The following is a 22,439-nucleotide window of genomic DNA, read 5'->3' as shown; positions in this document are numbered from 1 at the left end:
GCGCTCGCGCGGAGCGCTCGCCCCGGGCGCCTACCCTGGGAGACCGTGCAGTGCTCCTACTCCGACGCCGGCGCGTGCCGCTCGTGCACCCTGCTGGGCGTCCCCTACCCGCAGCAGGTCGCGGGCAAGGAGGAGCGGTGCCGGCAGCTGCTGGGGGAGCAGCCGCAGCTGCAGTGGCTGCCCGCGGTGCGCAGCGCCGGCTCCGGCTACCGCAACAAGGCGAAGATGGTCGTGGGCGGCACGGTGCGCCGCCCCACCCTCGGCATCCTCGACGCCGGCGGCCGCGGCGTGGACCTGCGCCGCTGCGGCGTGTGCTCCCCGGGGATCCGCGCCGCGCTGCCGGTGATCGCCCGGTCCATCACCCGCGCCGGCCTGGTCCCCTACGACGTCCCGAACCGGCGCGGGGAGCTGAAGAACGTCCTGGTGACCGAGTCGCCCACCGGTGAGCTCATGGTCCGCTTCGTGCTGCGCTCGCGGCAGCAGCTGGGAGCGCTGCGGCGCGAGCTGCCGCACCTGCAGCGCGAGCTGCCGCGGGCCGTCGTCGTCACCGCGAACCTGCTGCCCGAGCACAAGGCGGTCGTCGAGGGCGAGGTTGAGGTCGCGCTGACCGAGCGCACCACGCTGCGCATGCCGATGGGCGGCGTCGACCTGGACCTGCGCCCGCAGAGCTTCTTCCAGACCAACTCACCGGTCGCGCGGGCCCTGTACGAGCAGGTGGCCGAGTGGGTGCGGGAGGCCGCCCCCGCCGACGTCTGGGACCTGTACTGCGGCGTCGGCGGGTTCGCCCTGCACTGCGCCGCCCCCGGCCGGCGCGTCACCGGTGTGGAGGTCAGCGCGGAGGCCGTCGAGAGCGCCCGCTCGGCCGCGGCCGCCGCCGGGCTGGAGGGCGTGGAGTTCCTCGCCGGCGACGCGACGGCGTTCGCGCTGGCCGCCGGGCGCGCCCCCGAGCTGGTCGTCGTGAACCCGCCGCGGCGGGGGATCGGGGCCGAGCTGCGCGAGTGGCTGGAGCGCTCCGGCGTGCGCCGCGTCGTCTACTCGAGCTGCAACCCCGTCACCCTGGCGGCCGACCTCGCCGCGATGCCGTCGCTGCGGCCGGTGCGGGCGCGGGTGCTGGACATGTTTCCGCAGACCGCGCACGTGGAGGTCGTCACGCTGCTGGAGCGGGCGGGCTGAGGCGGCTCACGCCCCCGGTCGCGCCGGGAGCGGCCCGGCGGCCGGCTCGACGGGCAGCTCGACGGGCAACTCGGTGGGCAGCTTCGCGGGGTTGAGGACGAGGTCGACGCGCTGCACGGTGCCCGCCCGCACCGTCAGGGCGCCCACCAGCACCGTCCCCGAGGCGTCCGCCACGGCGAAGCCCGCGCCGCCGTTGACCTGGACGGCGCGAACGGACGCCCCGTCCAGGCGCTTGCGCGCCAGCCCCGCGAGGAACCGGGCGACCCGGTCGGCGCCGTGCACGCTGCGGCGCGCGGCGCTCACGACGCCGCCACCGTCGCTGGTGAGCACGACGGCGGGGTCCAGCAGGGCCAGCAGAGCACCCAGGTCGCCGCCGGCGGTCGCCGCCAGGAACGCGGCGGTGACCCGGCGGTGCTCGCCCGGGTCCACCTCGACGCGCCCGGCGCCCGCGGCGACGTGGGCGCGAGCCCTGCTGGCCAGCTGCCGCACGGCCGCCGGGCTGCGCCCGACCGCGCGCGCCACGTCCGCGAAGGGCACCCCGAACAGCTCGTGCAGCACCCACGCCGTGCGCTCGGCGGGCGTGAGGGTCTCCAGCACGACCATCAGGGCGTAGCTCACCCGCTCGTCCAGCGTGACCCGGTCCGCCGGGTCGCCCCCCGGGCCGTCGGTGAGCAGCGGCTCGGGCAGCCAGGGCCCGACGTAGCACTCGCGCCGCGAGCGCGCCGAGCGCAGCACGTCCAGAGCCCGCCGGGCCACCGCGACCGTCGCCCACGCCTCCACGTCGCGCACCCGCTCGGCCCCGTCGGCGGCCACCAGGCGCAGCCAGCAGTCGGCCACGACGTCCTCGGCCTCGGCCCGCGAGCCCAGGACGGCGTAGGCCACCCCCGTCAGCCGGCCGCGCTGCCGCGTCCACGAGCGGGCCAGCTCCTCGGCGCGGTCGTCCGCGGGCGGGGCCGCCGTGGTGTCCTCGGCACGGCCCATCAGCCCTCCCGCTCCAGGTGCTCGGCGAGGGTGACCGCACCCGTCACGTGCGGGCCCACCGGCAGGAGCGCACCACCGGCCAGCGCGGCGCCCACGGCACCGGGCAGCCGCACGGGGGCGACGAACCGCCGCCTCCCCCGGGCGGCCAGGGTGCGGCGGGCCGCCTCGTGCACCCGCATCGTCTCCGGGCCGGCGATCGGCGGCACCACCCCGGCCGCCGGCCGCTGCACCAGGTCCACCAGGCGGGCGGCGACCTCGCGCGCGGCCACCGGCCGGCTGGTCATCACCGGCACCGGCACCACCGGGCCGCGGAACCGCTCCAGCAGCTGCGCCGCGAACTCGTGGAACTGGGTGGCGCGCAGCAGCGTCCACGGCACCGGGCCCTGCGCCAGCAGCTCCTCCTGGCGGCGCTTGCCCAGGTAGTGGCCCAGGTCGACGACGTCGGCGCCCACGACCGAGAGCACCACCGCGTGCCGCACCCCGGCGCGCTGCGCCGCGGCCAGCAGGTTCGCCGTGGCCGCCTCGAAGAAGCCGACCGCCGCGCGACGTGACGCGCCGGCCGTGCTGGAGACGTCCACGACCGCGTCCACGCCGCGCAGCGCCACGTCCAGACCCCGCCCGGACACCAGGTCCACGCCGCGGGAACGTGCCAGCGGCACCGCCTGCAACCCGGCCGCCTGGACCTGCGCCACCACGAGCCCGCCCACCAGACCGGTCCCGCCGGCCACCGCCACCCTCACGTCGTCCCCTCCGCTCCCCGGCCGCACGGTGCGCACCGACGACGACCTGACGATCCGGCGGGCCGGAGTGTGACACGGGCCGGCGCCGGGCAGCCGCGGGCCCCGGGTGCGCGGGCAGCGCTCCCCGGGCGCCCGCGGTGCCGAGCGCCCAGACTGGGCCGCGGTCGGCGCCGGCCCGGCGCCCGAGGGACGGAGGACCCGTGACGCAGCACCCCCCGCAGCTCGACCCGCAGATCGCCCGCCTCGTGGAGCGCTACTCCGCCGCGGGGCTGCCCCCGCTGAGCGCGCTCACCCCCGCGCAGGTGCGTAGCGGCGGCAGCCTCACCGGTGCGGACGTCGACCCCGCCTGGTGGGGACCGGTGTCGGCCGTCGAGGACACCACCGTGCCGGGGGCGGTCGGCGACCTGCCCGCCCGCCTGTACCGGCCGGCCGGGGGCGACGGTGCCCCACCGGTGGTGGTGTTCTTCCACGGCGGCGGCTGGGTCACCGGTGACCTGGACACCCACGACGGGCAGGCGCGGGTGCTGGCCGCCGAGTCCGGTGCGCTCGTCGTCTCGGTCGCCTACCGCCTCGCCCCCGAGGACCCGTTCCCCGCCGCGCCCGACGACGCCGTCAGCGCCACCGCCTGGGTGCGCGAGAACGCCGCCGGTCTCGGCGGCGACCCGGAGCGCGTCGCCGTCGCCGGCGACAGCGCCGGCGGCAACCTCGCCGCGGTGGCCGCGCAGTCGCCCGCGGGGGAGGGGCTGGCCGCCCAGCTGCTCGTCTACCCGGCCGTCTCGGGAGGACGGGAGTTCCCCTCCGTGCGCCAGAACGCCGATGCGCCCGTGCTCGACGTCGACGCCCTGCGCTGGTTCGACGGGCACTACCGCGGCGACCCCGCCGACGTCCGGTACGCGCCGCTGGACGCGCCGTCCCTGGCCGGGCAGCCGCCCGCCGTCGTCGGCGTCGCCGGGTTCGACCCGCTGCGCGACGAGGGGATCGCCTACGCCGAGCGGCTGCGCGACGAGGGGGTGGAGGTCGTGCTGCGCCGCTACGACGACCTCGTGCACGGCTTCTTCGGGATGGGACCCGTCTCCGCCTCCGCCGACCGCGCTGCGCGCGAGCTGTGCCGCGACCTGGGGGAGCTGCTCGGCACCCGCTGACCCGCCCGCGGTGCGCTCCTCCCCGCGGGCCGGGCCCGTCCCTCGACTGGCCGGGTCGGCGAACCGCGGCAACACTCGAAGGGCGCCGGGAACTCCTGGCGCCGCCGAGCCCGGGGCCCGGGTGGGACGTCCCGGCAGCCGGGGCGCGCACCGGGCGGTCCTCCGTGCGGCCGGCGCCACCAGACCCCTCCAGGAGGCCCTCGTGAGCACCCCGAGCGACGGATCCCACGCCGCCGACGCCCCGCGCGACGGCGCCCGCGATGCCGCCGGTGGCGTCCGCCCCGCCGGGCGGCCCGCCCAGCAGGCCACCACGTCCGCCCAGCCCGACCGGCTCAGCGTCGACCACGGCCCCACGCTGAACCGCAAGGAGGTCGTCGAGCGCGAGAAGGACGCCTTCGGCGGGGTCAAGGTCGGCTCGGCGTTCTTCGGCTGGCTCACCGCCACGGGCACCGCCGTCCTGCTCACCGCCCTCATCGCCGCCACCGGCACCGCGATCGGCCTGGCCAGCACCAGCGGCACCCCCGCCGACGCCGTCGGCGCCATCGCGGACCAGGCGCAGGGCAACGCCGGCGCCATCGGCCTGGCGGGAGCGATCGCCCTGCTCGTCGTCCTGTTCGTCGCCTACCTCTGCGGCGGGTACGTCGCCGGCCGCATGGCCCGGTTCAACGGCGCCAAGCAGGGCGTGGCCGTGTGGGCGTGGGCGATCGTCGTCGCGATCGTCGTCGCGATCCTCGCCGCCGTCGCCGGCGACGCCTACGACGTCCTCGGCCGGCTCAACAGCTTCCCGCGCATCCCCGCCGACCTCGGGTCGCTGACCGCCGAGTCCGTCCTCACGCTCATCGGCGCCGTCGTCGTCGCCCTCGTCGGTGCGATCCTCGGGGGCATGGCCGGCATGCGCTTCCACCGCCGCGTGGACCGCGCCGGCCTCGGTCGCTGACCCCCGCGCACCCCGCTCACCCCGGCCCGCCGCGGGTCCACCACGGACCCGCGGCGGGTCGTGCGCACCCCGCCCACCACCCGGGCGCGGCCCGCCCGCCCACGCCCACCGCGCTCGGCCCCACGACGCTCGACCCCACGACGGGAACCTCGTGCTCTACGCCGTCCTCTTCGCCCTCGCCGGGGGCAGCGCCCTCGTCGCCGCGATGCTCCCCAGGGTGGTGGACCGGCTGCCGGTCAACCTGCCCATGACGTTCCTGGCCTGCGGTGTCCTGCTGGGCCTCGTGCCGGGGCTGCCGGCCGTGAAGCCCATGGAGCACGAGGCCGTCACCGCGCACGTCACCGAGATCGTCGTCATCATCTCGCTGATGGGCGCCGGCCTCGCCCTCGACCGCCCCGTGGGGTGGCGCAGGTGGGCCAGCACCTGGCGGCTCATCCTCATCGCGATGCCGCTGACCATCGCGCTCGTCGCCCTCGCCGGCAGCGCCCTGGCCGGTCTGCCCGTCGCGGCGGCCGTCCTGCTGGGGGCCGCGCTGGCCCCCACCGATCCCGTCCTGGCCAGCGACGTGCAGGTGGGTGAGCCCGCGGACGACGAGGGCACCGAGGACGAGGTGCGCTTCGCCCTGACCAGCGAGGCGGGCCTCAACGACGGCGCAGCCTTCCCCGTCGTGCACCTGGCGGTCGTGCTCGCCACCGCCGGCGCCACCGCCGGCGCGCTCGGCGGCTGGGTCGCCGAGGACCTCCTGCTGCGCACCGTCGTCGGCGTCGCCGTCGGCCTGGTCGTCGGCAAGCTCCTGGGCGCTCTGTTCTTCCGCTCCGCCCTGCCTGCGCTGCGGCTGGCCGACGACGTGGAGGGCTTCACGGCGCTCGCCGTGACGTTCCTCGCCTACGGCATCGCCGAGCTGCTGCACGGCTACGGCTTCCTGGCCGTGTTCGTCGCGGCCTGCACCATCCGCGCGGCCGAACGCTCCCACGGCGCCCACCGCGTGGCCCACGGGTTCGTGGAGCAGGTCGAGCGGATGCTCACGTCGTGGCTGCTGCTGCTGCTGGGCGCCGCCCTCGCCGACGGCCTGCTGTCCGCCCTCACCTGGCAGCTGGCCGTCGTCGGCACCCTGCTGGTCCTGGTGATCCGGCCCGCGGTCGGCTACCTCAGCCTCCTGGGCACGCGCGGCGGTCCCCGCGAGCGCACGGTCATCGCCGCCTACGGGGTGCGCGGCGTCGGCTCGCTGTTCTACCTGTCCTGGGCGCTGGGGGAGGGGCGGTTCCCCGCCGACCGGCTGTGGGCGGCCGTCGGGTTCACCGTGGCGCTGTCGGTGCTGGTGCACGGCGCCAGCGCCGCACCCGTGGTGCGGCGCCTGGACGCCCGCCGCCGGCGCCGGGCACGCTCCGAGGACCCCGGGGAGATCGCCGGCACCCACGTGTGAGGGAGCTGTGCGCGCGCCGGGTGCGGCGTGCAGGAACCGTGGGGGTGCGCGCCCCGGTGCAACCGACCGGCGCCGGCGCGCGTCACAGGAGTGCGTCGCACCGGAGCGGGACCGTCCCGCGCCACCGCCGGGACGCGACCGAGGAGGCCCCGTGACCCGCACCCGCCGCACCGCCCTGGCCCTGTCCGCCCCCGCGGCCGGAGCCCTGGCGCTGCTCGCCGCCACGGCGCCCGCCGCTGCCGGCCCCGCGCCCGCCGGCACCGCGCAGGAGATCACCCGCGCGGTGACCGGAAGCCCGCAGACCGCCGGCGTCCCCGCGGACGGCTACGCCGTGACCGGCGTGCGCACCGCCGGCAGCGACCCGGCCTGGGCCGCCGCCCGCCTGGAGCCGGCCGACCCGGCCGCCCTGGACCCGGCCACCGTCGTGCTGCACCACGCCGCCGGTGAGTGGCGGGTCGTGTCCCTGGGCACCGCCGGCGTCGGCTGCGAGGAGGCCCCCGCCGCCGTCGTCGCCGACCTGGCCCTGGTCTGCTGACCCCTGCCCGGCGCACCTGCCCCCCGCGGTGGTCCGCACGGTCGACGCCCTGACGGCGCACGGTCACCGCGAGCGCGGGGCCGGGTGGTGGGCGGGGTCGCGGGCGGTGCGAGGCGGGGTGCTCCCCGGTGCGCGCCGCCGGGTAGCGTCCTCGTCGTGCCCATGCTCCTGCCCGGCCGCGGCCTGTCCGGCCGCCCCCTGGCCGGGGCCGTCCGAGGCGGCCTGGCCCGCCTCGCCGGCCGCCTCGCCGGGCACGTGCCCGCCGGCGCGGACAGCGCGGCCGACGACGCCGTGCCCGACCAGCAGCAGCACGTCCTGGCGGCCCTGCGCGCGCTGACCCGCATGGCCGAGGCGCTGCTGTCGTGCGGTGCCTCCGCCGCCGACGTCACCGCCCTCACCCTGCGCGCCGCCGTCGGCGCCGGCCTGCGCCGCACCCAGGTCGACATCACCTTCACCGCCGTCGTCGTCTCCACCGCCGGCGCCGACGGCGTCCCGCTCACCGACGTGCGGGTCGTGCAGGTCCGCGGCACCGACTACTCCCGGCTGTCCGCCCTGTACGAGCTCGCCCACGAGGCCGGCACCGGCCTGGACGCCGCCGAGCTCGACGACCGCCTCAAGCGGCTGCTCACCGCCCGGCGCCCCTACCGCGGCGCCGTGGCCTCCCTCGGCGCGGTGGGCCTGGCCGTGTCCGTGGCCGTGGTGCTCGGCGGCGGCTGGCCGGTGGCGGTGGCCGCCGCCGTCACCACCGGTGCCCTGCAGGTGCTCCTGTTCGTGCTGCACCGCCGCGGCCTGCCCGCGTTCTTCCAGCAGGTCGCCGGCGCGGCCCTGGCCACCTGCGTCGCGCTGGCGCTGCTGCTGTGGCAACCGCACCTGCCGGAGTGGATCGGGGTGCTGCCGCCGTCCCTCGTGGTCGGTTCGGGCATCGTCGTGCTGCTGGCCGGGCTGTCCATCGTCGGCTCCGCCGAGGACGCCATCTCCGGCTTCTACGTCACCGCGGGGGCCCGCGCCTTCGAGACGGTGGTGCTCACCGCCGGCCTCGTCCTGGGCATCGCCGGGGTCCTCGACCTCGGGCAGCGCGCCGGCATCACCCTCACGCTCACCTTCGCGGACACCACGGCACCGCCCGTCCTCGTCCAGATCGCCGCCGGGGCGTCCGCCGCCCTGGCGTGGGCGGTGACCGGCTACGCCGACGCCCGCGCGGTGGCCCTGGCCGCCTTCGCCGGCGGCACCGCCTCCGCGGTCTCCGCGGCCGCCCTGGCCGTCGGCGCCGGGGCCGCGGCCGCGGCCGGCGTGGCCGCTCTGGTCGTCGGGCTGCTCGCCGAGGGCACCGCCTGGCGCTGGCGGGTGCCGGGCCTGGTCGTGTCCATCTGCGGCATCGTCCCGCTGCTGCCCGGCCTGGCGATCTACCGGGCGATCTTCACGCTGGTGGGCGGGGGCACCTCCGCCGGCCTGGCGCTGCTCGTGGAGGCCCTCGGCACCGCCCTCGCCCTGGCCGCCGGCATCACCCTGGGGGAGTTCTGCTCCACCCCCCTGCGCCGCGAGTTCGACCGCGTCGAGCGCCTGGTGCGCCGCCGCGCCCTGGACCGCCGGTTCTGAGCCCCGGCGCCCGGGCCCGGGCGCTGTCGGGGACGTCGGGTAGACAGTGCGGGTGCTGCACGTCCACCGCTCCCGGGACGCCGATGCCCTGGTCACGGCGCTCGCCGGGACCCTCGCCCACCCGGCGCCCGGCGCCGACCCGTTCGCCCCCGAGCTGCTGGCCGTGGGTGCGGCCGGCACCGAGCGGTGGGTCGCGCAGCGGCTGTCGCACCACCTCGGCGCGTCCACCCCCGGCGGCCGGGCCGCGGACGGCGTCTGCGCCGGCGTGGACTTCCGCGGCACCGCCGCCCTCCTGGACGAGGTCGTGGCCGCGCTCGGCGCCCGGCACGCGGAGTCGATCAGCGGCTGGGAGACCGACGCCCTGCCCTGGCACGTGCTGCAGGTGCTGGACGGCATCGCCGCCGAGGCCCCCGGCGGGCCCGGCGACCCCCTCGCCGTGCTGCGCCACCACCTGCGCGAGGCCGGGGCCGGCGAGATCACCCCCCGCGCCGGCCGCGTGGCCGTCGCCACCCGCCTCGCCGCGCTGCTGGAGCGCTTCGGCACCGCACGGCCCGACCTGCCGGCCCGCTGGGCCCGCGACCCGGCCGCGGCCGCGGACCTGCCCGAGGACCTGCGCTGGTGGCCGGAGGTGTTCCGGCGCGTGCGCGAGTGCGCCGGCGTGCCCGCGCCCGCCGAGCTGCTCCCGGAGGCGTGCGCGCAGCTGCGCGCCGGGGCGCCCGTGCCCGGGGTGCCCGCCCGCCTGGGCGTGGTCGCCGTCGCACCGCTGGCGACCACGCGCCTGGAGGTGCTCGCCGCGCTGGCCGAGCACCGCGAGGTGCACCTGTGGTTGCCGCACCCCTCCCCGCGGCTGTGGGACGCCCTCGCCCCGCGCGCCCGGGCCGGCGCCGGCGACCCCTCCCGCGACCGCTGGGAGCGGGAGGCGGGCGAGCTCGTGCGCCACCCGCTGCTGCGGTCCTGCTCCCGCGAGGTCCGCGAGCTGCAGGTGCGGCTGGCCCGGCTCGCCCCCGGCCACGCCGACACCCTCCACGACCCCCCGCCCGCCCCGCCGACCGGTTCCGCACCGGTCACCCTGCTGGGCCGCCTGCAGCGGGCGCTGGCCGCCGACGACCCCGCCGCCCCGCTCGAGCCCCTGGAGGCCGACGACCGCTCCGTGCAGTTGCACGCCTGCCACGGCCGCACCCGTCAGGTGGAGGTGCTGCGCGAGGCGGTGCTCGGCCTCATGGACGCCGACCCGACCCTGCAGCCGCGCGACGTGCTCGTGGTCTGCCCCGACGTCGACGCCTACGCCCCCGTGGTCAGCGCCGTGTTCGCCACCGACAGCCACCCCGGCGCGGCGCTGCGGGTGTCCGTGGCCGAGCGCTCCCCCCTGCAGGCCAACCCGCTGCTGGCGCTGGCCGCCCGCCTGCTGGACCTCGCCGCCGGCCGCGCCGGCGCCACCGACGTGCTCGACCTGGCCTCCACCGAGCCGGTGCGGCTGCGCTTCGGCTTCGACGACGAGGAGCTGGAGCAGCTGCGCGAGTGGGCCGTGCAGGCCGGCGTGCACTGGGGCCTGGGCCCCGCGCACCGGCGCGCCTGGCGGCTGGGGGAGGTGCGGCAGGGCTCCTGGCGCGCCGGGATGGACCGCCTCCTCGTCGGCGTCGCCCTCGGCGGGGACCTGCTGCCCTCCGCGGGCCGGGAGGACCCCGTGGCCCCCCTGGCCGACGTGGAGTCCAGCCGCGTGGACCTCGCCGGCCGCTTCGCCGAGCTGCTGGACCGCTTGGAGGCCGCTGCGGAGCGGCTCACCGGCAGGCGGACCGTCGCGCAGTGGTGCGACGCCCTGCTGGAGAGCGTGCTCGACCTCGGCGCCAGCCCCGCCGACGCCGCCTGGTGGGAGGCGCAGGTGCGCCGCGAGCTGGGCCGGGTGCGCGAGCGCGCCGCCCGCTCCGGCGCCGCCCCCGTCGGGCCTGCCGACGCCGCCGCCCTGCTCGCCGCCCGCCCCGGCGGCGCCACCCGCGTGCCGTTCCGCACCGGGGCGCTGACCGTCTGCGCCCCCGGCCCGATGCGCGCGGTGCCGCACCGCGTGGTGTGCCTGCTGGGCGCGGACGACGACGCCTTCCCCCGGACCGGTGCCCCCGACGGCGACGACCCGCTGGCCCGGGCGCCGCACGTGGGCGACCGCGACCCGCGCACGGAGGACCGCCAGGCGTTCCTGGACGCCGTCCTGGCCGCGCGCCAGCACCTGCTCGTCCTGTTCACCGGGCGCGACGTGCGCACCGGCGCCGCCCTGCCGCCGGCCGTCCCCGTCGGCGAGCTGCTCGACGCCCTCGACGCCCTGGCGCCGGTCGGCGGAGCCCGGGTGCGCGACCGCGTCCTCGTGCAGCACCCCCTGCAGCCCAGCGACGTGCGCAACTTCACCGACGGCGCCCTCGGCCGCGACGGGGCGTTCAGCTTCGACACCACCGCCCGCGCCGGGGCCGTGGCGGCCGCGGCGGTCCCTCGCCCGCCCGCCCCCTTCCTGACCCGGGCGCTGCCGGAGCCCGGCGCCGGTCCCGGCGGCGCGCGCGAGGTGGACCTCGACGTCCTCGTGCGGTTCTGGCAGCACCCCGCGCGCGGGTTCCTGCGCCAGCGCCTCGACGTCGCCGCCGACACCCGCGCCGAGGAGCCCGACGACGCCCTGCCCGTGCAGCTGGACGGGCTGGCCGAGTGGGCAGTGGGCGACCGCTGCCTCGCGGCGCGGCTGGCAGGCACCCCCGCCGCCGACGTGGCCCGCCTGGAGACCGCCCGCGGCGACCTGCCGCCCGGGCTGCTCGGCACGGCCGTGCTGCGCCGCGTCGGCGGCGCGGTCGAGCAGCTCGTCGCCGCCGCCGCGCCCTGGACCGCAGCACCCGCCCGCACCGTCGAGGTCGACCTGGAGCTGGACGGCACCCGGCTGAGCGGTGCGGTGCGCGGGGTGCGCCCGGCCGGTGCCGGCCCGGCCGCCGCGGCGGTCACCGTCACCTACTCCCGGCTCAAGGCCAGGCAGGAGCTGCGCGCCTGGGTGGAGGTCCTCGCGCTCACCCTCGCCGAACCGGACGCGCCCCGCGCGGCCGTCGTCGTGGGCCGCGGCGAGCGCGGCAGCACCGCCGTGGTCCGCCTCGGGCCCGTGCCGCCGGACGCGGCGCGCCGGGCGCTGGCGGACCTGCTGGCGCTGCGGCTCACCGGCCTGCGCCTGCCGCTGCCGCTGCCGGTGGCCACCGGCCACGCCTGGGCCTCGGCCGCCGCGCGCGGGATGTCGCCGGCGAACTGCACCGCCGCGGCCGCCCGCGAGTGGGAGTCCGGCTGGGACTGGCCGCGCGAGGACGCCGACGAGGAGCACCGGCTGCTGTGGGGCCGCGACGTGCCCGTGGCCGAGCTGCTCGCCTGGACCCCGCCCCCCGGCGCCCCGCCGGGAACCCCCGCCTCCTTCGCGGAGCTGGCCCGCCGCGTGTGGCAGCCCCTGCTGGCCGCCCGGCACCTGGAGGCCGCGTGAGCGCGTTCGACCCCACCGGCCCGCTGCCCACCGGCACCACCGTGCTGGAGGCCAGCGCCGGCACCGGCAAGACCCACACCCTCGCCGGCCTCGTCACCCGCTACGTCGCCGAGGGGCGGGCCCGCGTGGAGGAGCTGCTCGTCGTCACGTTCGGGCGCGCCGCCACCGGGGAGCTGCGCACCCGTGTGCGCGAGCGGCTGCTGCGCACCCGCGACGCCCTCGCCGACCCCGCCGCGGCCGCCGGCCACCCGGATGCGGTGGTGCGCCACCTGGCCGCCGCCGACCCCGGCGAGGTGGCCGCGCGGTGCGCGCGCCTGGGCGACGCGCTGGCGTCCTTCGACGCCGCCACGATCACCACCGTGCACGGCTTCTGCCAGCAGGTCCTCACCGTCCTGGGCACCGCCGCCGACGTCGACCCCGGCGCCGCGCTCGTGGAGGACCTGTCCGGCCTCGTGGAGGAGGTCTGCGACGACCTCTACCTGCGCTGGGCCGTGCGCGAGCCGCTGCCCTTCGACCGGGACTGCGCGCTGCGGGTCGGGCGCGCGGCCGTCGCCCGTCCCGGCGCGCGCCTGGAACCGGCCGAGCGGGCGCCGCGCTCGCCCGCGGACCTCAGGGTGCGCTTCGCCACCGCGGTGCGCGCCGAGACCGCCCGCCGCCGCGCCGCCCGCCGGGTGCTCGGCTTCGACGACCTGCTGGTGCGGCTGCGCGATGCGCTCGCCGCACCCGTCAGCGGCGCCGTCGCCCGCGAGCGGCTGCGGCTGCGCTACCGGGTGGTGCTCGTCGACGAGTTCCAGGACACCGACGGCGTGCAGTGGGACGTGCTGCGCCTCGCCTTCCACGGGGTGCGCCCGATGGTGCTGGTCGGCGACCCCAAGCAGGCCGTCTACGCCTTCCGCGGCGCCGACGTGCACAGCTACCTCGCCGCCCGCGCCGCAGCCGACCACGAGGCCACCCTCGACGTGAACCACCGCAGCGACCCGGCCGTGGTGCACGGCGTGCAGCGGCTGCTGCGCGGCGCGGCGCTGGGCCAGGAGGGCATCGTGGTGCACGGGGTGCGCCCCGCCCACGATCGCGCCGCCCTGGTGGACGCCGCCGGCGCCGAGGACGGTGCGCCGGTGCGGCTGCGGGTGCTGCCGCGGGCCGGGCTGCCCACCGACCGCGCCGGCCTGCCGCTGCTGGCGCGGGCCCGCTCGGAGGTCGCCGCCGACGTCGCCGCGCAGGTGGCCGCGGTCCTGTCCGCCGGGCACGAGGTCCGTCCGCGCGACGGCTCGCCGGGGCGGGCGCTGGCCGCCGGTGACGTCGCCGTCCTGGTGCGCACCCGCACCCAGGCGCGGCTGGTGCAGGAGGCGCTGCGTGAGGCGGGGGTCCCGTGCGTGCTCAGCCGCGGCCCCAGCGTGTTCAGCACCGAAGCGGCTCGCGACTGGCTGGTGCTGCTGGAGGCGCTGGAGCAGCCGCACCGCACGGCGCGGGTGCGGCGCCTGGTGCTGTCGGCGTTCGTGGGGTGCACCGCCGAGGAGCTGGACGCCGGTGGTGAGCGCGCCACGGACGCCGCGGCCGTGCGCCTTCGGACGTGGGCGGCGGTGCTCGCCGAGCGGGGGGTGGCGGGGTTGTTCGCGTCGATCGCCGAGGAGCACGCCCTGCCGGCGCGGCTGCTGGGCACCACCGGCGGCGAGCGGCACCTGACCGACCTGCGGCACGTGTGCGAGGTGCTGCACGCCGAGGCCGCCGCGGGCGGGCGCGGGCCGGCGGGCCTGCTGTCGTGGCTGCGGGCCCGGGTGGACGAGGCCGACGGCGACGTGGACGTGGAGCGCTCGCGCCGCCTGGACACCGACCGCGCATCGGTGCAGGTCGCGACCGTGCACACCAGCAAGGGCCTGCAGTTCGAGGTGGTGTGCGTGCCGTTCGGCTGGGACGCGCCCTCCGCGGGCTCGCACGAGCGCCTGCCCGTGGCGCACGCCGGTGCGCCGGCCGTGCGCACCCTGCACGTGGGCGGGCCGGGCAGCGCCGGTCACGCCGCGGCCTGCGCCGCCGAGGACGCCGAGAGCGCGGGGGAGGAGCTGCGGCTGCTGTACGTGGCGCTGACCCGCGCCGTCTCCCGGCTGCTGGTCTGGTGGGCGCCGGCGCGGTGCACCGCCGACAGCCCGCTGCACCGGCTGCTGTTCGCGCCCGACCCGCTGGCGCCGCCGCCGTCGGTGCCGGTGCCCGCCGAGGCGGACGTGCTGGAGGAGCTGCGTCGCCTCGCGGGGCCGGGCGGCGGGGTGCTGGTGGAGCGCACGGACCGGGACGGCGCGTCCCGGCCCGTCCTGCCCGCGCCCGCCGCCGCCGACCCGCTCCCGCCGGCGGTGTTCGGCGGCCGCGTCGACGAGCTGTGGCGGCGCACCTCCTACAGCGGGCTGACCCGCGGCCTGCACGACGCCCCCCTGGTGCGCACCGGTCCGGGGGAGCAGGGCACCCGCGACGAGACCGACCTGGAGGTGGTGGCCGTTCCCGGTCCGGGCACCGCGCCCGACCCGGAGACCGCCCGCTGGCGCGAGGTGCCCTCCCCGCTGGCCGACCTGCCCGCCGGCACCGGCTTCGGCACCCTCGTGCACGCCGTCCTGGAGGGTTTCGACCCCGCCGCGCCCGACCGGCCCTCCCACCTGGCGGCCCTGGCCCGCGAGCAGTTCGCCGGTGAGCTGGCCGAGCCGCTGGCGGCCGCGCTGGACCCGGTGCTGCGCACCCCGCTGGGACCGCTGGCCGGCGGGGCGGCGCTGGAGGGCTTCGCGGTGTCCGACCGGCTCGCCGAGCTGGACTTCGAGCTGCCCCTGGGCGGCGGCGACGCTGCCGGGGAGGGCTCCGGGCACCTGCTCGGTGAGGTGGCGGGTCTGCTGCGCCGGCACCTGGACCCGGCCGACCCCGTGCACCGCTACGCCGACGCGCTCGAGGAGCCGCTGCTGGGCGGGCAGGTGCTGCGCGGCTACCTCACCGGTTCCATCGACGCGGTGCTGCGCCGGCCCGGCCCGCGCGGGCCCGCCCACCTCGTCGTGGACTACAAGACCAACCGCCTGGCCGGCCCGGGCGAGGCGCTGACGGCCTGGCACTACCGCCGCGAGGCTCTCGACGACGCCGTGCGCGAGGCGCACTACCCGCTGCAGGCGCTGCTGTACTGCGTCGCGCTGCACCGGTTCCTGCGCTGGCGCCAGAGCGGCTACGACCCCGCCGTCCACCTGGGCGGCGTGCTGTACCTGTTCCTGCGCGGCATGTGCGGGCCTGACGCGGTGGCCGGCCCGGGCGGGGGGGCCGCCCCGCCGGGGGTGTGGTCGTGGCACCCGCCGGCGGCGCTGGTGACCGACCTGTCCGACCTGCTGGCCGGGAGGACCCGATGAGCGCACCGAGCACCACCCCCGCGGACGGCGCGGTGGGCGCCGAGCGCGCCGCCACCCGGGTGCGCAGCGCGACCGGGCTGCTGCGCGAGTTCAACGCCCTGGGGCTGTTGCGTGCCGCGGACGTCCACGTCGCCCGCCGCCTGGGCGCGGTCGCCGGCGAGGACGACGAGCGGGTCCTGCTGGCCGTGGCGCTGGCCGTGCGCGCGGTGCGGCACGGCTCGGTGGTGCTGCACCTGCGACAGGCGCCGGCCACGGTGGTGCCCGAGGACGAGGAGGACACCGGTGTCGTCGGCGTCGTGCAGGCGCCCTGGCCGGAGCCGGTGGCGTGGCTGCGCGCGGTGCGCGCCAGCGTCCTGACGGCCGTGCACGACGAGCCGCTGGCGGCCGAGGGCGCGGTCGCCGGCGGACCGGCGCGGCCGGTGCACGTGGTGGACGACGGGTTGTGGCTGGACCGGTACTGGCGCCTGGAGGTCGCCGTCGCCGAGGACCTGCGCCGGCGCGCGGCGCGCGCCCCCGCCCACGACGTGCAGCGGGTGCGCGAGGTCCTGGACCGGCTCTGGCCCGGCGAGGCGGAGCCCTCCGACCAGCGGCGCGCCGCGGAGGTGTGCCTGCGCTCGGGCGTGGCCGTCCTCGGCGGCGGGCCGGGCACCGGCAAGACGACGACGGTGGCCCGGCTGCTGGCGGCGCTGCACGACCTCGCCGGTGACGGCACCCCGCCGCGGGTGGCCCTGGCCGCTCCCACCGGCAAGGCCGCGGCACGGCTGACCGAGGCCGTCACCGCGGCCGCCGGGTCGGCGGGCGTGTTCACCCCGCAGCAGGCGGCGTTCCTGGCCGGGGCGAGCGCTTCCACCCTGCACCGCCTGCTGGGGCTGCGGCCCGGGTCGGTGCGCGCCCGCTACGACGCCGAGCACCGCCTGCCGCACGACGTGGTGGTCGTCGACGAGGCCTCGATGGTGGGCCTGGGCGTGGTGGCGCGCCTGCTGGCGGCGCTGCGCCCGCAGGCCCAGCTGGTGCTGGTGGGCGACCCCGACCAGCTCGCGTCGGTGGAGGTCGGCGCCGTGCTGGCCGACCTGGTCGCCCCCGCCCTGGCCGTCCCCGCCCCGGACGTCCCCGCCGGGTCCGCAGCGGCGACGTCCGGGGCGGGGGGCGCCGTCGCCGACGGCGTGGCGCTGCTGCGCACCACGCACCGCTTCACCGCCGGCGGCCCCATCGCCGAGCTGGCCCGTGCGGTGCGTGCGGGCGACGCCGGGGCGGTCTTGGACGTCCTGCGCTCCGGTGCCGAGGGCGTGGAGTTCCACGAGGTCGCCGAGGACGAGCCGGTCGCCGGTGCGGCGCTGGAGGTCGTGCGCGCCGAGGTCGTGGCGCGCGCCCGGGAGGTGGTGGACGCCGCGCGCCGCGGCGACGCCGAGGCGGCGCTGACCTCGCTGGACGCGCACCGGGTGCTGTGCGCGCACCGCCGCGGCGGGCGCGGCGTGTCGCACTGGAGCGCGCTGGCGCACCGCTGGTCCGTGGAGGAGCTCGGGGTGCGGCCGCGGCCGGACGGGCGCTACGTCGGCCTGCCGGTGATCGTCACCACCAACGACGCCTCGGCGGGCGTCTTCAACGGCGACACCGGGGTGGTCCTGGACTCCGGCGGTGACCTGGTGGTGGCCGTGGGGCGCGGCGACGGGCCGCTGCTGGTGCCGATCGCGCGGCTGGCCGCGGTCGAGCCGGTGCACGCCATGACGGTGCACCGCAGCCAGGGCTCGCAGTTCGGGGCGGTGACGGTGCTGGCGGCTCCGGCGCGCTCGCCGCTGGCGACGCGGGAGATGCTCTACACGGCCGTGACGCGCGCCCGGCACCGGGTGCGGGTGGTGGGCTCGGTGGAGGCGGTGACCGTGGCGGTGGGCCGTCCGCTGGCGCGCGCCACGGGCCTGGCAGCGCGCCTGGGCCGCTGACCGGTCACGTCGAGGGGGTCGGAGCCGGGGGTGGCTGCGCGACGGCGTCAGCCGCCGGACCGGCGAAGCGCCAGCAGCCGTTCCGGGGCGTCGGCGGTGCGGGCCTCGGCCGCGGCGGCGGCGTACCGGGCGGGGTCCTTGGCGGCCGGGCCGGTGAGCTCCCCGCCGTGCCGCTGCAGCGCCGCCACGAACGACGGCCAGCGCGCCAGCTCCGCCTCCAGCGCGTCGGGCAGGACCGTGCACCGCTGAGGCGGCAGCAGCCGCACCACCCCGGCGGTGCTGCGCCGGTGCACGGCGCGGGCGCGGGAACGGTTGGCGGCACGCCGCCAGCCGTCGGCGTCGCCGTCGACGAGCACGTGCCAGTCGGCCCCGAGGGCCTGCACGACGGCTGCGGCCAGCGGCAGCACGTGCTTGCCGCCGGCGGCGAGGACCACCGGGGTCGCGGTACCCCTGGACGGCTCTGCCGCCGCCGCGCCCAGCAGCGGTGCGAGCACGGCGGCGTCGGTCGCGCCCTCCACGACGAGCACCGGACACCCGTGGGTGGCCGCCGCGGCCGCAGAACGCACGAAGCCCGGGGGCAGCGCGGTGCGCGCCAGCCTCCGGGCCCGTGCGGTGCTCGTGCCGAGGAACGCGGCGACCTGCGCCACCACGTCCTCGGTCACGTCGTGCCGGAACTCCTCCAGGTCAGCCGACCTTGGGCTTGTCCTCGGCCTTGGGGTAGATCTCGGTGTTCTGGGCGGTGGTGATCAGCGCGTCCTCGGAACGCGTCTGGTTCAGGGCCACGGCCTGCACCGGCAGGAGCGCGTGCAGCGCCCAGTCGGTGAGCACCCGGACCCGGTTCGCCATGCTCGGCAGGGCGAACAGGTGGTAGCCGCGCGCCACGATCTTCGCGGGCAGACCCGTGAGCTCGACACCCAGCGGCTTGGCCACGGCGGTCAGCCCGCCGAGGTCGGCGACGAGGCCGAGGTCCTTGTGGACGTACTCCTTGGCCTGGCCGATGCCGAAGCTGGCGGCGATGTTCTGCCCGACCGCGGTGCCCTGGCGCTGCGCGTGCTGCGCGGTGGGCGGGGTGACCGGCTGGGGGCCGTCGGCCGGCTTCTCCTTGGCGAGGTCCGGCACGGCGGCGGCGTCACCGACGGCCCAGACGTCGTCGGTGACGCGCATCTGCGCGTCCACGACGAGCCGGCCGCGCTCCAGCGGCAGGCCGAGGGTGCCCATGAGGGGGTTGGCGATGATGCCGGCGTTCCAGATGAGGGTGCGCGAGGGCACCGGGGTGCCGTCGGTGAGGTTGATGACGTTGCCCTCGACCGAGGCCACCGACACGCCCAGCCGCACGTCGATGCCGCGCGCCTTCATCGCGGACAGCGCGTACTGGCCCAGGCGCGGCCCCAGTTCGGGCAGCACCGCGGGGGCGACGTCGATGAGCAGCCACTTGACGTCGTCCACGTCGATCTTGGACCAGCGGTCCGCGACGCGCTTGAGCCAGCGCTGCGTCTGGGCGACGATCTCGGTGCCCGTGTAGCCGGCGCCGACCGCGACGACCGTCATGCGCTCGGCGCGCTCGGCGTCGAAGCGCGGGTCGTCGGGCAGGGAGTCCGCCGCGTCGAGCTGGTTGACCAGGTGGTCGCGCACGAACGCGGCCTCGGTGATCGTCTTGACCCCGCGGGCCGACTCCGCCACGCCCGGGATGGGGAAGCGGCGGGTGACCGAGCCGGGCGCGAGCAGCAGCCGGTCGTAGGACAGGACCTGCGACTCGTCGCCGGTCCCCTCGGGCCCGTTGCGCGTGATGGTGATCGTCTTGGCCTCGACGTCCACCGACGTGACGTGACCGACGACCAGCCGGTGGCGCGGCAGCGCCTGGCGCAGCGAGACCGCGACGTGGCGGGGCTCGAGCACCGACGCGGTGACGTCCGGCAGCAGCGGGCTGTACGTGAGGTGGTCGGTGGGGCTGACGATCACCAGTTCCGCCGTGCTGGCGGGGAGGAGCTTCTCCAGCTTCTTGCCGGCGTACAGGCCGGCGAAGCCCCCTCCGACGATGACGACTCGCTGTCGATCGACCATGTAGGACACCTCTTGTCTCTCCGTCGCCGGGACCGTGGCTTCCCGTTACGGGAAGAATCCTTGCACGCTGCTCCCGCGGGGTTCAGCCCGGGACGCCCCCGGGGGCCGTTCCGGGGCCGGGCGCCACCCGCCCGGCGTCCCGTCCGGCGCCCGCGCGCCGCGCCGGGCAGCGCGCCAGGTGGTCGTCGACGAGGCCGCACGCCTGCATGGCCGCGTAGGCGGTGGTGGGGCCCACGAAGCGGAAGCCGGCGGCCTTCAGCGCCTTCGCGAGCGCGGTCGAGGCCGTGGTGGTGGCGGGCACGTCGGCGGGCTCGAGGGGTGCGGGCCCGGGCTCGGCGGGCGCGAAGGACCACACCAGCTGCGACAGGCCCGGGCCCTCCTCGGCCAGCCGCAGGGTGGCGCGGGCGTTCTCCACCGCGGCGCGCACCTTCAGGCGGTTGCGGATGATCCCCGGGTCGGCGAGCAGCCGGGCCTCCTCGCCCGGGCCGTAGCGGGCGACGCGCTCGGGGTCGAAGCCGTCGAAGGCGGCGCGCAGCGTCTCGCGCCGGCGCAGCACCGTGAGCCACGACAGCCCCGACTGGAACGCCTCCAGGCACAGCCGCTCGTACAGGGCGGCGTCCCCGTGCACCGGCCGGCCCCACTCGGTGTCGTGGTAGCGCTCGTAGAGGGGGTCGCCGGTGCCGAAGCAGCGGAACACCCCGCCGGCGTCGGGTGCGGTCGTGCCGGGTGCGGTCGTGCCGGGTGCGCTCGGGCCGGGGCTGGTCACGTCGCGCAGGGTGGCACCCGGCCCCGACACGTCGGCGGTGCGCCCGGTGGCGGTCCCGCCCGTGTCGGTGGGGGCCGGTAGCGTCCGCGACGTGCTGCGCATCCTGGTCCTCAACGGCCCGAACCTGGGCCGCCTCGGCACGCGGCAGCCCGAGGTGTACGGCACCACCACGCTCGCCGACGTCGACGCCTCGCTGCAGCGGCTCGCGCAGGAGCTGGGCGTGCTGGTGGAGCTGCGCCAGACCGACGCCGAGCACGAGATGCTCGCGTGGGTGCACGAGGCCGCCGACGCCGGGACCCCCGTGGTGCTCAACCCGGCCGCGTGGACGCACACCTCCGTGGCGCTGCGCGACGCCTGCGCGGAGCTGCGGGCGGGGCTGGTGGAGCTGCACCTGTCGAACGTCCACGCGCGCGAGGACTTCCGCCGGCACTCCTTCATCAGCCCCGTGGCGACCGGCGTGATCGCCGGCCTGGGGGTGGAGGGGTACGCGCTGGCGGTGCGCTTCCTGGCCGCGCGCCGCGCGTAGGCTCCTGGGGGCTCCGCGGGGGCGGGGCCCGGCAGCACAGCGGGTCAGCAGCACATCAGCAGCAGGTCGGCACGTCAGCGGGACGCGAGCACGGGAGACGCAGTGGTCGAGCACATGAAGTGGTGGGGCTGGGGCCAGGAGGGCGTGGCCTTCCACCACGAGGACAAGCCCGGGCTGGCGCCGTTCGCGCGCAGGATGGCCGGGATCGACTTCGACGCGCCTCCCGTGCGCGTGCCCGAGCTGTCCGAGCTGGACGTCCCGGCGTCGCAGGCGCCGGCGCAGCTGCGCGAGGCGCTCGCGGGCGCCGTGGGCGCCGAGCACGTCCACGACGACGACCTGGACCGCGTCGTGCACACCTACGGCAAGTCGATGCGCGACCTGGTCCGCATCCGCCGCGGCGACTTCGGCCGCCTGCCGGACCTGGTGGTCTACCCGGGCAGCGAGGCGGAGGTGGAGGCGGCGCTGCGCGTGGCGCTGGACGCCGACGCCGTGCTCATCCCCTTCGGGGGCGGGTCGAACATCGTGGGTTCCCTGGAGGCGCCCCGCGACGAGACCCGGCCGGTGGTGTCGCTGGACCTGGGTCGCCTGCGCCTGCTGCTGGAGCTGGACGAGACCTCGCAGCTGGCGCGCATCCAGGCCGGCGCCCTCGGCCCGGACCTGGAGGCGCAGCTCAACGCGCGCGGCTGGACGCTGGGCCACTTCCCGGACAGCTTCAAGCACTCCACCCTCGGCGGCTGGATCGCCACCCGCTCCTCGGGCATGCAGTCCGACCGCTTCGGCGACATCGCCGACATCACCCGCGCCGTGCGCGTGGTGACCCCCAAGGGCGTGGTGGCCACCCGCAACGTGCCGGTGCAGGCGGCCGGTCCCAGCGTGCGCGAGATGGTGCTGGGCAGCGAGGGGCGCCTGGGCGTCATCACCGAGGCCACCGTGCAGGTGCACCGGCTGGCGGAGGAGCGCGTCATCCAGGCGTACTTCTTCCCCGACTACGGCAGCGGGCTGAAGGCGATGCACGACATCGCCGCCTCCGATGCCTCCCCGAGCATCACCCGCGTCTCGGACGAGATGGAGACCCAGTTCACGCTGGCGACCTCCAAGAAGGGCAGCGCCCTCTCGCAGCTGCTCAGCAAGGGGATCAAGCTCTACGCCCGCCGCGGCAAGGGTTTCGACCTGTCGCGGATGTGCCTGTCGTTCATCGGTTTCGAGGGTTCCTCGCTGCACGTCAAGCGCAGCAAGCGCCTCGTGGACGAGATCGTCAAGCGCCACGGCGGGTTCGGCGTGGGCACCGGCCCGGGGACCCTGTACGACCAGAAGAAGTTCGACACCCCGTACATCCGCGACTTCATCCTGGACCGCGGCGCCTACGGCGACGTGTCCGAGACGTCCTCCAGCTGGGCGACCCTGAAGACCCTGCACGACGACGTGGTCGCCGCCGCGCAGAAGGCGTTCGCGGAGATCGGGACGAAGGGCTTCGTCTTCTGCCACCTCTCGCACAGCTACCACTCGGGGGCGTGCCAGTACTTCACCTTCGCCTTCCAGCCGCCGGCGGACCGCGACGGGCTGGAGGCCTACGACATCGTCAAGGGCGCCATCCAGCAGGCGTTCATCGACAACGGCGGCACCCTCTCGCACCACCACGCGGTCGGCCGCGAGCACAAGCGCTGGATCGCCGAGGACCTGTCCCCGGCGGGCGCGGAGGTCGTCCAGGCGTTGTTCGCGGGGGTGGACCCGGGGCGCAACCTCAACCCGGGCGCGATCGTCGACTGATCC

16 protein-coding genes are annotated in these 22,439 nt (G+C 77.9%); 11 read left to right on the top strand and 5 right to left on the bottom strand.

Translation table 11 applies throughout. The annotated features are described in order from the left end of the window. Positions 1-45 precede the first annotated feature (45 nt). The gene (gene rlmC / locus ACRYR8_RS05835; protein ID WP_432483136.1) at positions 46-1,173 is read left to right on the top strand and encodes a 23S rRNA (uracil(747)-C(5))-methyltransferase RlmC; all 1,128 of its coding nucleotides are present in this window, start codon (positions 46-48) and stop codon (positions 1,171-1,173) included. A 6-nt stretch (positions 1,174-1,179) separates the two neighbouring features. Here rlmC and sigJ read toward each other — a convergent pair whose 3' ends face one another. Next, complete coding sequence (gene sigJ / locus ACRYR8_RS05830; RefSeq protein ID WP_432483135.1) at positions 1,180-2,154, bottom strand: RNA polymerase sigma factor SigJ; 975 nt, start codon at positions 2,152-2,154, stop codon at positions 1,180-1,182. Beyond that, the gene (locus tag ACRYR8_RS05825; RefSeq protein ID WP_432483134.1) at positions 2,154-2,894 is read right to left on the bottom strand and encodes an SDR family oxidoreductase; all 741 of its coding nucleotides are present in this window, start codon (positions 2,892-2,894) and stop codon (positions 2,154-2,156) included. The genes sigJ and ACRYR8_RS05825 overlap by 1 nt, the downstream gene beginning before the upstream one ends. A gap of 200 nt (positions 2,895-3,094) precedes the next feature. Between ACRYR8_RS05825 and ACRYR8_RS05820 the strand changes: the two genes are divergently transcribed. The 8 genes from ACRYR8_RS05820 to recD all read left to right on the top strand — a co-directional run bounded on the left by ACRYR8_RS05820 (position 3,095) and on the right by recD (position 17,316). Next, the gene (locus ACRYR8_RS05820) at positions 3,095-4,036 is read left to right on the top strand and encodes an alpha/beta hydrolase (RefSeq protein WP_432483133.1); all 942 of its coding nucleotides are present in this window, start codon (positions 3,095-3,097) and stop codon (positions 4,034-4,036) included. A gap of 202 nt (positions 4,037-4,238) precedes the next feature. Continuing rightward, positions 4,239-4,973 (top strand): hypothetical protein, encoded by a 735-nt coding sequence (locus tag ACRYR8_RS05815; RefSeq protein WP_432483132.1) that lies wholly within the window; start codon positions 4,239-4,241, stop codon positions 4,971-4,973. Positions 4,974-5,124: 151 nt separating this feature from the next. Continuing rightward, positions 5,125-6,396, top strand: a complete 1,272-nt coding sequence (locus ACRYR8_RS05810; RefSeq protein WP_432483131.1) for a cation:proton antiporter — start codon at positions 5,125-5,127, stop codon at positions 6,394-6,396. A gap of 151 nt (positions 6,397-6,547) precedes the next feature. Beyond that, positions 6,548-6,931: a hypothetical protein gene (locus ACRYR8_RS05805; RefSeq protein ID WP_432483130.1), complete on the top strand. Its 384-nt coding sequence runs from the start codon at positions 6,548-6,550 to the stop codon at positions 6,929-6,931. Between the two features lie 162 nt (positions 6,932-7,093). Further along, positions 7,094-8,527: a threonine/serine exporter family protein gene (locus tag ACRYR8_RS05800; protein ID WP_432483161.1), complete on the top strand. Its 1,434-nt coding sequence runs from the start codon at positions 7,094-7,096 to the stop codon at positions 8,525-8,527. A 52-nt stretch (positions 8,528-8,579) separates the two neighbouring features. Continuing rightward, positions 8,580-12,014, top strand: coding sequence for an exodeoxyribonuclease V subunit gamma (gene recC / locus ACRYR8_RS05795; protein WP_432483129.1), 3,435 nt, complete (start codon positions 8,580-8,582; stop codon positions 12,012-12,014). Next, positions 12,011-15,379 (top strand): UvrD-helicase domain-containing protein, encoded by a 3,369-nt coding sequence (locus ACRYR8_RS05790; RefSeq protein ID WP_432483127.1) that lies wholly within the window; start codon positions 12,011-12,013, stop codon positions 15,377-15,379. Before recC ends, ACRYR8_RS05790 begins: the two co-directional genes overlap by 4 nt. Further along, positions 15,376-17,316: an exodeoxyribonuclease V subunit alpha gene (gene recD, locus ACRYR8_RS05785; RefSeq protein WP_432483126.1), complete on the top strand. Its 1,941-nt coding sequence runs from the start codon at positions 15,376-15,378 to the stop codon at positions 17,314-17,316. Before ACRYR8_RS05790 ends, recD begins: the two co-directional genes overlap by 4 nt. A 47-nt stretch (positions 17,317-17,363) precedes the next feature. Here the strand turns inward: recD and ACRYR8_RS05780 are convergent, their stop codons facing one another. The 3 genes from ACRYR8_RS05780 to ACRYR8_RS05770 all read right to left on the bottom strand — a co-directional run bounded on the left by ACRYR8_RS05780 (position 17,364) and on the right by ACRYR8_RS05770 (position 20,143). After that, positions 17,364-17,978 (bottom strand): TOPRIM nucleotidyl transferase/hydrolase domain-containing protein, encoded by a 615-nt coding sequence (locus ACRYR8_RS05780; RefSeq protein WP_432483125.1) that lies wholly within the window; start codon positions 17,976-17,978, stop codon positions 17,364-17,366. A 22-nt stretch (positions 17,979-18,000) separates the two neighbouring features. Further along, a complete protein-coding gene (locus ACRYR8_RS05775; RefSeq protein WP_432483124.1) occupies positions 18,001-19,377 on the bottom strand; it encodes an NAD(P)/FAD-dependent oxidoreductase in 1,377 nt (458 codons plus the stop codon). An 82-nt stretch (positions 19,378-19,459) separates the two neighbouring features. Beyond that, complete coding sequence (locus ACRYR8_RS05770; protein WP_432483123.1) at positions 19,460-20,143, bottom strand: DNA-3-methyladenine glycosylase I; 684 nt, start codon at positions 20,141-20,143, stop codon at positions 19,460-19,462. A 94-nt stretch (positions 20,144-20,237) separates the two neighbouring features. Here ACRYR8_RS05770 and aroQ point away from each other — a divergent pair, with 94 nt between their 5' ends. Next, complete coding sequence (aroQ, locus tag ACRYR8_RS05765; RefSeq protein ID WP_432483159.1) at positions 20,238-20,669, top strand: type II 3-dehydroquinate dehydratase; 432 nt, start codon at positions 20,238-20,240, stop codon at positions 20,667-20,669. Positions 20,670-20,771: 102 nt separating this feature from the next. Further along, positions 20,772-22,436: an FAD-binding oxidoreductase gene (locus tag ACRYR8_RS05760; protein ID WP_432483122.1), complete on the top strand. Its 1,665-nt coding sequence runs from the start codon at positions 20,772-20,774 to the stop codon at positions 22,434-22,436. Positions 22,437-22,439: the final 3 nt, after the last annotated feature.

The sequence above is a fragment of the Kineococcus esterisolvens genome (genome assembly GCF_050871405.1).
In the GTDB taxonomy this organism is placed as follows: Bacteria; Actinomycetota; Actinomycetes; order Actinomycetales; family Kineococcaceae; genus Kineococcus.
Note: the sequence above shows the minus strand (reverse complement) of the source record. Positions and strands in the feature narration are given on the sequence as shown.

Bases quoted from the DNA above. Each gene is read 5' to 3' on its own strand.
- sigJ (WP_432483135.1), bottom strand. From the start codon at position 2,154: ATGGGCCGTGCCGAGGACACCACGGCGGCCCCGCCCGCGGACGACCGC.
- recD (WP_432483126.1), top strand. From the start codon at position 15,376: ATGAGCGCACCGAGCACCACCCCCGCGGACGGCGCGGTGGGCGCCGAG.
- ACRYR8_RS05800 (WP_432483161.1), top strand. From the start codon at position 7,094: ATGCTCCTGCCCGGCCGCGGCCTGTCCGGCCGCCCCCTGGCCGGGGCC.
- ACRYR8_RS05775 (WP_432483124.1), bottom strand. From the start codon at position 19,377: ATGGTCGATCGACAGCGAGTCGTCATCGTCGGAGGGGGCTTCGCCGGC.